The sequence below is a fragment of the Collinsella aerofaciens genome, from assembly GCF_040926405.1.
In the GTDB taxonomy this organism is placed as follows: domain Bacteria; phylum Actinomycetota; class Coriobacteriia; order Coriobacteriales; family Coriobacteriaceae; genus Collinsella.
Genome location: NZ_JBCOIG010000044.1, coordinates 1 through 8,448 on the forward strand (window position 1 = coordinate 1; position 8,448 = coordinate 8,448).

The following is an 8,448-nucleotide window of genomic DNA, read 5'->3' on the forward strand; positions in this document are numbered from 1 at the left end:
GCAACCGGCCGGGACGAGGGGCGACGCAAAAGCGTCGCCCCCGTTTTTAACCATGTCAACTGAACCTGGTTCAGTTTTAATGCAAGAAGAAGCAGGCCGAGGATAGGAGACATTAAGGCTAATAGCCCGAACTCGTTGCCCGACCGTCACTATTAGTGACTATTAGACAGGACTTGCGGACGATCCAGCTAATAGTCGGTACTTGCAAATCACCCGCGTGTACCGAAAGGTATGGCAGGAGAGGCTGCCGATACGCTGCGCGCTAGATGCCGATCGTATCGATGGGTGCGATGGTGATGCCGTCCGGCGTCGTGTGGGTAGGCATCCCGAACCCGATGACGATGAGCTTAGCCGCAGGCGGTCTTTCCCCGCGCTCGACCAGCTTCCGCTCTAGGCGAAGCAGGTTCTCGGATGCCTCCGGCACCTGCGGGCTTCCCAGCTTGACCTCGACCGCGATCCATGACCCGTCGCGCCTGTGGACGATGGCATCGACTTCCAGATCGTCGGCGTCGTGGTAATGCGAGACGGAGGCGTCGTTGATCGCCGCATAGACCTTGAGATCGTGCAGGACGATGGACTCGAAGAGCAGGCCGAGGGTCTTCGGGTCGGCCGTCAACGACTTGGGATTCGCGCCGAGCAGCGCCACGGCGAGCGAGGGGTCCGCGAGATGTCGCTTAGCGCCCTGGCGCAACCTCACCGGGGATCTGAGCGCCGGGTGCCACGCCGGGATGTCGTCGACGATGTTGATCCGTCGCAGCGCGTCCATGTAACTCGCAATTGTGTTCTTCGATATGTCGCCGTCCAGATCCCTTTCAATGGCTTTCGTGCCGGAAAGAGTCGACTCGTTGCGAGCGAGCGAGCAGAGCAGGGACCTGACCTTTTCCGGGTCGCGTCTCACTCCGTCGATTCTTGAGACATCGGATTCGCACACGCCATCGATATAGGCAGCCGATATCCGCATCGCTTCGGCGGTCGTCCTACCGACCGCCTGAGGCCAACCGCCGCGGCAGAGAATATCGGCAACACCGCTGATGCCATCGATGGACCCGAGCGATGTTTTAACGGGATCGCCTGCAAACAGCGCACCGATCGAAACCGCACCAGACGAGACGCCAAGTTCGGAAAGCGTCATGGTGTCCATCCGCAGGCGGGAGATGCGCCCGACGCCGCTGTGCATCGGTCGGTCCGCATCGTTCGGCGTCGCCGAGCCGGTAAGGATAAACTGCCCTGGTTCCCCTCCCCTCGCATCGCACTCGAAACGCACTGCGTCCCATAGCTTCGGCTCCTCCTGCCACTCGTCGATGAGTCGCGGCGCCGCACCGGTTATCGCCTGAGCCGGGTCGAGGCGAGCGAGTTGAAGCGCCGCGAAGCCGCCAGCGGGATCGGAGAGAGAAAGCGATGACTCCGCAAAGCGGTGCGCCGTCGTCGTCTTCCCGCACCATTTCGGTCCCTGAACAAGTACCGCGCCGAAAATGACGAGGTCTCGTTCGATCAACCGATCGACGCATCGGTCTATATATCTATTCACTAGTGCACCCCACTTCTTAAACAGAGAAATTATACTGTTTATCTGCTGCGTTGGGACAATTGCAGGTAATTCATTGGGACAATTGCAGGTAATTCATTGGGACAATTGCAGGTTGAACTATGAAGCTTGTACTAAAAGAAAGCCTATAAGAATGTAGGATGCATATAGCGCACGGGAGCGCTTATAGGCTTGGCAGAGCCGGCGCCCTGCGCGGATGGAAACAGTTTGGGGTTTTCTCCCAGCAGCTGAAGCCGCCCTAGTAGGGGCGGCTTCAGTCATTTAAAGGGATGAGCTCGTGCATCTCTCCCTTACCGGAATCAAGCCTTTCTGCAGCTACCTCTAGGTGTTTCTGGTTCTCTTTGCTCCAGAAAGGATCAATTTCCTCGACCGGGGTTCCAGTGATCTCGGTGACATCGTCGGCATCGACCTTGAGCTTTGCGACGATTTCTTCCACCACCCGGCGCCGTGCCTCATCTTTGATCTCCTCGCCGACCTCGCCAAACTCCATCGACGGCCCGTCCTTGCTCACCGGTCCATACATATGGATCCCCCTTTTTCAATCCATCTATTGCGATAGATCTTCTAGAAATTGGGCAAAAGCGTACTCATGCAACGTTGCATGAGTACACAATACACCGCATTATCGCGCTACGTTTCTTGCGGCAACGTAGAACCGGCAGTACTCCGGCTTGAAGACGAACTCAACAGTCCCGGTCGCCCCCATTCGGTTTTTAGCAACGATGACATTCGCGATGCCCTTGGCCGGACGTCCATCCATGTTCGCCTCTCGATCGTCAGCTGAACGGTCCAAGAACATAACAATATCGGCGTCCTGTTCGATCGAGCCGGAGTCGCGAAGATCAGACAACTGGGGCACTTTTCCGACGCGATTCTCAACCTGCCGAGAAAGCTGGGATAACGCAATGACGGGAACGTTAAGCTCCTTTGCGAGGATCTTGAGCGAACGGGAGATCTTGCCGATCTGAACGTTCCTGCTCTCGAACTTGCTTCCCTTGGGATCATCAACCAGCTGCAGGTAGTCGACGATGATGATTCCCTTTCCTTGCCCGCGAAGCATGCGCCTCGCCTTGGCGCGAATGGACGCGACGGTCGTTCCGGGCGTGTCGTCGATGTCGATTGGCAGAGCACTCACGGATGCCACGATGTTCTCAGCCAGGGCGCGGTCGCCCTCCTTGATAAGCCCATCCCTGATGGCTCCGATGGTCAAGCCGCTTGAAGCGCCGGCCGACGCGCTCGCGAGTATGCGCTGTCCTATTTCGGTAGCAGTCATCTCCAGCGAGAAGAGGCATACCTTCGTACCAACGCTTGCGATCGATGTTGCCAGATTGATTGCGAAAGCACTCTTACCGACCGCTGGCCGAGCGCCGAGGACGATGAGCTGTCCAGGCTCGAACGAACCGATAAGCTCATCGAGCTTGGAGAATCCAGTTTTGACATGGTCTGTCGCTCCGCCCGTCCTGGTCGCCTCGGCGGAATCGAGGACGAGGCGTAAAGCGCTTTCCATGCTCTTGTAATCGCTTGGGACGGATTGCTCGGTCGCGGCTAGAAAGGTGTCCTGGACTGCGGAGATGTATTCCGCGGTGTCTATCGGCGGGTTATTGGTTAGCGACGCTACTTCAGCGGTCGCGGCGATGACATTACGGCGAGCGGTGTCACGTCGCAGGATGTCAACGTAGTGCTCATACGACGCCTGAGCAAAGTCGTCCGAGATGAGTTCGATGACGTATGCCTCGCCACCGACGGCAGCGAGCTTTCCGCTGCTCCGAAGCCCATCGATGACGGAGACGCAGTCGGCCCCGATACCCTTCGCATCAAGATCGCAAATCGCCTTGAAGATCGTCCTGTTCGACGGAGAGAAAAAATCTGACTCCGTGCAACTTGCCACGATTTCCACGCGTGAAACGCGGTTCGTCATGGCGGCGGCCAGCACTTTCTTTTCTGCTTCGATGTTGGACGGGAGTTTCGTTGGTAACGGCATATTTGGCCTTCCTACTGCGTACCAATGCAACGTTGCATGAATACGCAGTTGAATAATTTGCTATTTTCTAGATATTTTCTAGAAAATATCTAGATTTATCCCTTAATGCGCACTGATGCAACGTTGCATCAGTGCGCATTTACTTGTTTCTCTTTCTCGCCTTCTTGAGAATCGCTTCCAGTGCTCGTGTGCGGTCATCTTCGAGACGGACCGCAGCAACAGCGGCCCCCGACGCGATTTCCGGCACGACCTGCTTTCCCTGCTTCTTGAGCTCAATGAAACCTTGCTCGGCAAGATGCTTCCTAGCCTTTTGGAGCGCGGAGACGGAAATACCCAGGAGCTCTGCCAGCTCCGGGTTCTTCATCGCGCCGCGGGGGTGGTCCAGCAGACTTTGGGACACGAGGTCGCCGAACACGACACAGGCTGCATCGTGGAACGCATCACTTGCAAGCATGAATCGCGGCACGTGAAGGAACTGACCGCTAATCAATTCGCTTTTGGACATGCCGACAAAGTTACCGATTTCATCAAAGTCAACCGAAAGAGCCCCGCTTTCCGAGCGCACGACCCATCCCCAACCAACCATCTCGTTGATGGTTGTACTCACTCGGCACCGATCGATATCAAGTTCGACGGCCGTTGACTCACGAAGCTCGGAAAGACCAGATCCGATATGCGAGAGCAGGATAACGGTTCCGATCGAGCATTTGCGCCCATTCGGCATCGTCTTGCCAACCACCGAAACGAGACCGAGGCGCACGAGAAGCCATGGATAGTCCTTGAGCTCACGGGTTGCGACGGGGCGCTGCAGCACAGGCGCTGCAGCGGAAGTACCCAGATTGCCTCCACCAACCGAAAGCTCGGTTTGGAACACGAACGGCGCAGGGGCATCATTCGATTTTTCAGATTGACTGCCGACGGCGGCAGCCAGAGCGTTGGCCAAGCTGGTCATGATTATCACGACCTCTAGCCGACAGCATCATCTGCCAAGGTACATCCACAAAAACCAGCGGTAGAACCGAAGGTACTATGGTATGATGTCCTTGACAAATCGATATCACGTCGGAAAGAAAGACTCATTTGCTTGGCGGCTTCGAGTCTTTTTTTCTGCCTATTTTTCCTCATCGCCAGCCCGATCCTCGCGCTCATGAAGCATCTGGTTGCGCAAAAGCACGCCGATATACCCGGACTTGTTCATTCCGGTCTGCTCGGTAACCTCGGTAAGATAATCCACGAGCTCAACGGGAAGGGTGAGCAACACGCGCTTCTTGGACGGAGTTGCGTCCTTCTTGGATTCCATCTCAAATACCTTTCTGGCCGAATTTACATTGCAGATAGTATATCCGTATATATCACGATGTTCAAATATATTTCTTCACGGTTGAATGCGTTGTTATAACCCCTTAACGCGTACTCATGCAACGTTGCATCAGTACATAACGTTGCATGAGTACGCACATAGCGTTGCATGAGTACACATTTATGTTGCATCAGTACGTGATAAATAGGGGTTAACGTTGCATGAGTACATGTCCCTATATATGTAGAGAAAAGAGAATTGAGAATTAAGAGAGAGGGCCACAAGTGGCCTAGAACCCTTGCTTGAAACTCACTGAAAGACGAACGTCTTTTTGCAATCGTGAGGTGGCTACAGATAGGGCATCTTTTTCAGCTGCTATCCATTCCGACATTCAGTCGACCTCACGTCTAGACCACGGAAACGGCCGCAGAATCGAGTATCTGACACTTTGGAACCAATTCGACCGTATTCCTCAGACTACATTATTTCGATGCCTTAAATCGGATCTGAGAGCCTACAAGAAAGAAAAAGCACCTTCCGGTGCTCTTCTTGACTGACGTTTGATTAAGATATGTTCGCGAAATGCGATATCAGGATGCTTGTTCCAATTCTTCAATCAGATTGAGCAATCGGTTTACGGCTGGGCCTAGAAGGTCTGAAAGAGCGAGCGTAATTTCACTCCCTGATTCCTCCATTGCCATTGCGAGGCCCTTTAGGCCATGAAGCTCGATGGCGAACTTGTCGTAAATTTCGGCGCGCGTCTCCTCGGCCGTTTTCGTCGAGTCTTCGATGGCATCCTCTGGGATGGCGAACGAATCAATATTGTCGCTCTCTTCGAGCAGGCCGAGCAATCGGTTTACGGCTGGGCCGAGAAGGTCGGCCAGCGCGAACAGGGCTTCGTTTTCGGATGTGTTCATCACCTGCGAAAGCCCGCTGAGCCCACAGAGCTCCGTGGTGATGTCGCCGCTGAGCTTCCTGCGTTTCTCGCTTTGAGTCATATCGGCTCCTTTTCTCATCGATTCCGAAACTAACCTATCGGTCTTCGTTTTCCGCCTCTTTAAGCAGCTCATCGACAGCGTTCTGCATCACAGCTGTCATCGTCCTGCCCTCCTGCTTGCAGTAGGCCTTCAGGGCTGCGTGCTTCTTTGCCGACACGTAAAACGTAATCATCTTGCGCTCGTCGGTCCCGGCATCACCCTTGTGTGCGGTGTCCTGGTTGTCCATGAGGCGCTTTTTGGCCGGCTTGGTGTTGTTGTTGGCAAATGCATTGAAGTTATTTTTAACGGCCATTCAGGGCCTCCCTGAGCTCGCTGTAGACGTCATCGTATCCGTAGAGTGCCGATCCGAACGGCAGCCCGAAGTAGCCCTTCAGGTCCTCCTTCTGGCGGATCGCCGTGTCGAAGTAGGAAATACCGCCGGCGGCAAGGTTTTCCTGCGCAGCCTTGAAACCGTTGGTGTTCGTCAGCACGCGGGTAAGAAGCACGGCGTACGGCCTCCCGTTCGCTTCCATCGTTTTCACGGTCTCGGCCGTTTTCACGAGGTCTGCGTTGCCGGTGCCGGTCGGCACGATGACGAAGTCCGACGCGTCCTGCGCCGCGTCCAAGATGGCCCCATTGGGTGGGCAATCGATGAAGGCCCAGCGGCCCGGATCGCCTTTGAACTTCTTCGCCGCCCGTTTGACGGTTGCGGGGTTCGCGGCGTCGACGGCGAAGGGAAGTTCCTCGCCGTTGTCCTCGGCGTTATCGGCCCAGAAGGTGGCCGATCCTTGCGGGTCCGCGTCGAGTACGACGACTTCCTTGCCGTCGCGAGCGGCGGCCGTCGCGAGCGCGATGCAGCTCGTCGTCTTGCCCACACCGCCCTTCAGATTGATCAGCGAAACGATCATTTTTGCACCGGTCCTCTCCATAATTCTTCTAGAACATTTCTAGAAATCTTCTAGATTCATTTTACCGCACCGCAACGCTCCATAACCCATGAATCCCTGCAAATCTAGAAATACTCTAGAAGTTTTATAGAAACTTACTAGAAGATTTCTAGATACAATCACGATCATGCGTACCTTTCTGGTTTGCGCCTTGATACGATAAATGAAGACTCAGTTGGGAGAGGGAGGGGGTTGTGGTGACTGGCTTTTGGCAAGTGTTTACACTTCTGGGCCACCTCGGTTTTGCAACGGTCCTTACCGTATGGCCGAACGACTTCGGCCGTCATCCCCGCCTTATACGTGCCATCGGCATTCTCGGGTTGATTACCGGCGCCCCGCGCGTTCTTCGATTTGGCCTAGCTATTTGAGAAGCGACGGCGCGGCAGACAAGCAGATTAAGGTGGAAGGAAATGACCAGGCGCCCACCGCGCCGCCATCCAAAGTGTATCGCTCGCCTTCAACCTAATAGTTCCTAATAGTGCCCATGCACCTGACTATTAGCGACTATTAACCTAAAGACCCTGAAAATTCGTCTATTAACCGGTATTACCGCAGGAAGATAGCCAAATCCAAACGCCTCAACATCTGGAAGCCAACAATTTATTTCTATAATTCTTCTAGAAAATCCCTAGAAACCTTATAGAAGAATTATAGATTCAACTCATGCTGCGTCCCTTTTCGTTTCGGGCATACTGTCGGCAAGAAGACGATTTCAAGGAGGCGGACATGCTCCAGAACGTACTTGGCAGCGACGGACAGATGCACGTCGAGAACCAGGTCGGCAACATGAGAATCGGCCTCACGACCGGGGAGACCAAGACGGTCGTTCCGTGAGCCGGTGGTATGAACACGGCCATTGGCCCCGACGGGACCCATACCGAGTTTCAGACCGGCCAGATGCGCCAGACTCTCGGTAAGCCCGGGTTCGACTGGTTGTTCAATAAGCACTGACAAACGGTCGGTAAAACATAGGCGCTCTTAAAAATATGTGACCATAAGACCAGGCTAACATGTGCTCACAGACATATAGTCACAGCTGTAGATCGGTTTAATCCGCAGTCCGTAAGCTGAAGCTGCCTCAACGAACCGTGGCTGGCGAGACGAAAAAGGGGAATCCCTTTTGCGGGATTCCCCTTTCCGAGTCGTTATGCGATTTGCACTACATCTGCTCGCGGCGCTTCTTTTGATCGAGGAAGACGCCGGCTGCCACGAGGACGGTGCCGCCGATGGCGAACGTCTCGCCGATGAGTCCCGCGCGGTCGCCGGTCTGGGCGAGGCTGCCGGGCTGGGCGGTATCCGTGCCGGCGAGGTGCTTCGGGGTGTATGCCGCCTGCTGCTTTGCCGCCTCCTCTGCCTTCTGTCGTGCGATCTCATCGGAAAGCTTCTGCTCCGCCGCGATGCGGTCGGACTTCGCCTGCTCGTAGGCGGCGAGTGCCACATCATAGCCGGACTGGAGCTCGTCCACCGCGGCCTGCTTCTCGTCCAGGATTGCCTTTGCGGGCGCGACCTTGGCACGTGCCTCGACTGCTGCGACTATTTTGCCACGGTTCGTCGGGACGCTACTGTTCTCGATTTGTGGGCTGAGATTTAAAACATCTCGCCTGTTTCAATGCGTTTTTTGGGATCGCGTCGGAAATGTTGGTGTAAGCGCGCCGACGGCTGACCGCCAAACGCAAGCGGCCCCTGTCCTAGAATCT

The 8,448-nt window shown here is 55.1% G+C and carries 9 protein-coding genes; all 9 read right to left on the reverse strand.

What is annotated here, in order from left to right; all coding sequences use genetic code 11:
• Positions 1-262: 262 nt before the first annotated feature.
• Complete coding sequence (locus AB5758_RS09355) at positions 263-1,495, reverse strand: ATP-binding protein (protein WP_368155523.1); 1,233 nt, start codon at positions 1,493-1,495, stop codon at positions 263-265.
• Positions 1,496-1,799: 304 nt separating this feature from the next.
• Entirely contained in the window at positions 1,800-2,069 is a 270-nt protein-coding gene (locus tag AB5758_RS09360) for a hypothetical protein (protein WP_195362220.1), read from the reverse strand.
• Positions 2,070-2,168: 99 nt separating this feature from the next.
• Positions 2,169-3,527, reverse strand: a complete 1,359-nt coding sequence (gene dnaB, locus AB5758_RS09365; RefSeq protein ID WP_368141813.1) for a replicative DNA helicase — start codon at positions 3,525-3,527, stop codon at positions 2,169-2,171.
• Between the two features lie 139 nt (positions 3,528-3,666).
• Positions 3,667-4,479, reverse strand: coding sequence for a hypothetical protein (locus AB5758_RS09370; protein WP_368141815.1), 813 nt, complete (start codon positions 4,477-4,479; stop codon positions 3,667-3,669).
• 159 nt (positions 4,480-4,638) lie between these two features.
• Entirely contained in the window at positions 4,639-4,827 is a 189-nt protein-coding gene (locus AB5758_RS09375; RefSeq protein ID WP_152067968.1) for a hypothetical protein, read from the reverse strand.
• A 590-nt stretch (positions 4,828-5,417) separates the two neighbouring features.
• Complete coding sequence (locus AB5758_RS09380) at positions 5,418-5,825, reverse strand: hypothetical protein (RefSeq protein WP_368140963.1); 408 nt, start codon at positions 5,823-5,825, stop codon at positions 5,418-5,420.
• A gap of 34 nt (positions 5,826-5,859) precedes the next feature.
• Positions 5,860-6,117, reverse strand: coding sequence for a plasmid partition protein ParG (locus AB5758_RS09385; RefSeq protein ID WP_152067970.1), 258 nt, complete (start codon positions 6,115-6,117; stop codon positions 5,860-5,862).
• Positions 6,107-6,712 carry a nucleotide-binding protein gene (locus AB5758_RS09390; protein WP_195362218.1) on the reverse strand — a complete coding sequence of 202 codons (606 nt, stop codon included), beginning with the start codon at positions 6,710-6,712 and terminating at the stop codon, positions 6,107-6,109. Before AB5758_RS09390 ends, AB5758_RS09385 begins: the two co-directional genes overlap by 11 nt.
• A gap of 1,198 nt (positions 6,713-7,910) precedes the next feature.
• A complete protein-coding gene (locus tag AB5758_RS09395; RefSeq protein ID WP_368141816.1) occupies positions 7,911-8,216 on the reverse strand; it encodes a hypothetical protein in 306 nt (101 codons plus the stop codon).
• Positions 8,217-8,448 lie beyond the last annotated feature (232 nt).

Bases quoted from the DNA above. Each gene is read 5' to 3' on its own strand.
- AB5758_RS09360 (WP_195362220.1), bottom strand. From the start codon at position 2,069: ATGTATGGACCGGTGAGCAAGGACGGGCCGTCGATGGAGTTTGGCGAG.
- dnaB (WP_368141813.1), bottom strand. From the start codon at position 3,527: ATGCCGTTACCAACGAAACTCCCGTCCAACATCGAAGCAGAAAAGAAA.
- AB5758_RS09370 (WP_368141815.1), bottom strand. From the start codon at position 4,479: ATGACCAGCTTGGCCAACGCTCTGGCTGCCGCCGTCGGCAGTCAATCT.
- AB5758_RS09375 (WP_152067968.1), bottom strand. From the start codon at position 4,827: ATGGAATCCAAGAAGGACGCAACTCCGTCCAAGAAGCGCGTGTTGCTC.
- AB5758_RS09380 (WP_368140963.1), bottom strand. From the start codon at position 5,825: ATGACTCAAAGCGAGAAACGCAGGAAGCTCAGCGGCGACATCACCACG.
- AB5758_RS09385 (WP_152067970.1), bottom strand. From the start codon at position 6,117: ATGGCCGTTAAAAATAACTTCAATGCATTTGCCAACAACAACACCAAG.
- AB5758_RS09390 (WP_195362218.1), bottom strand. From the start codon at position 6,712: ATGATCGTTTCGCTGATCAATCTGAAGGGCGGTGTGGGCAAGACGACG.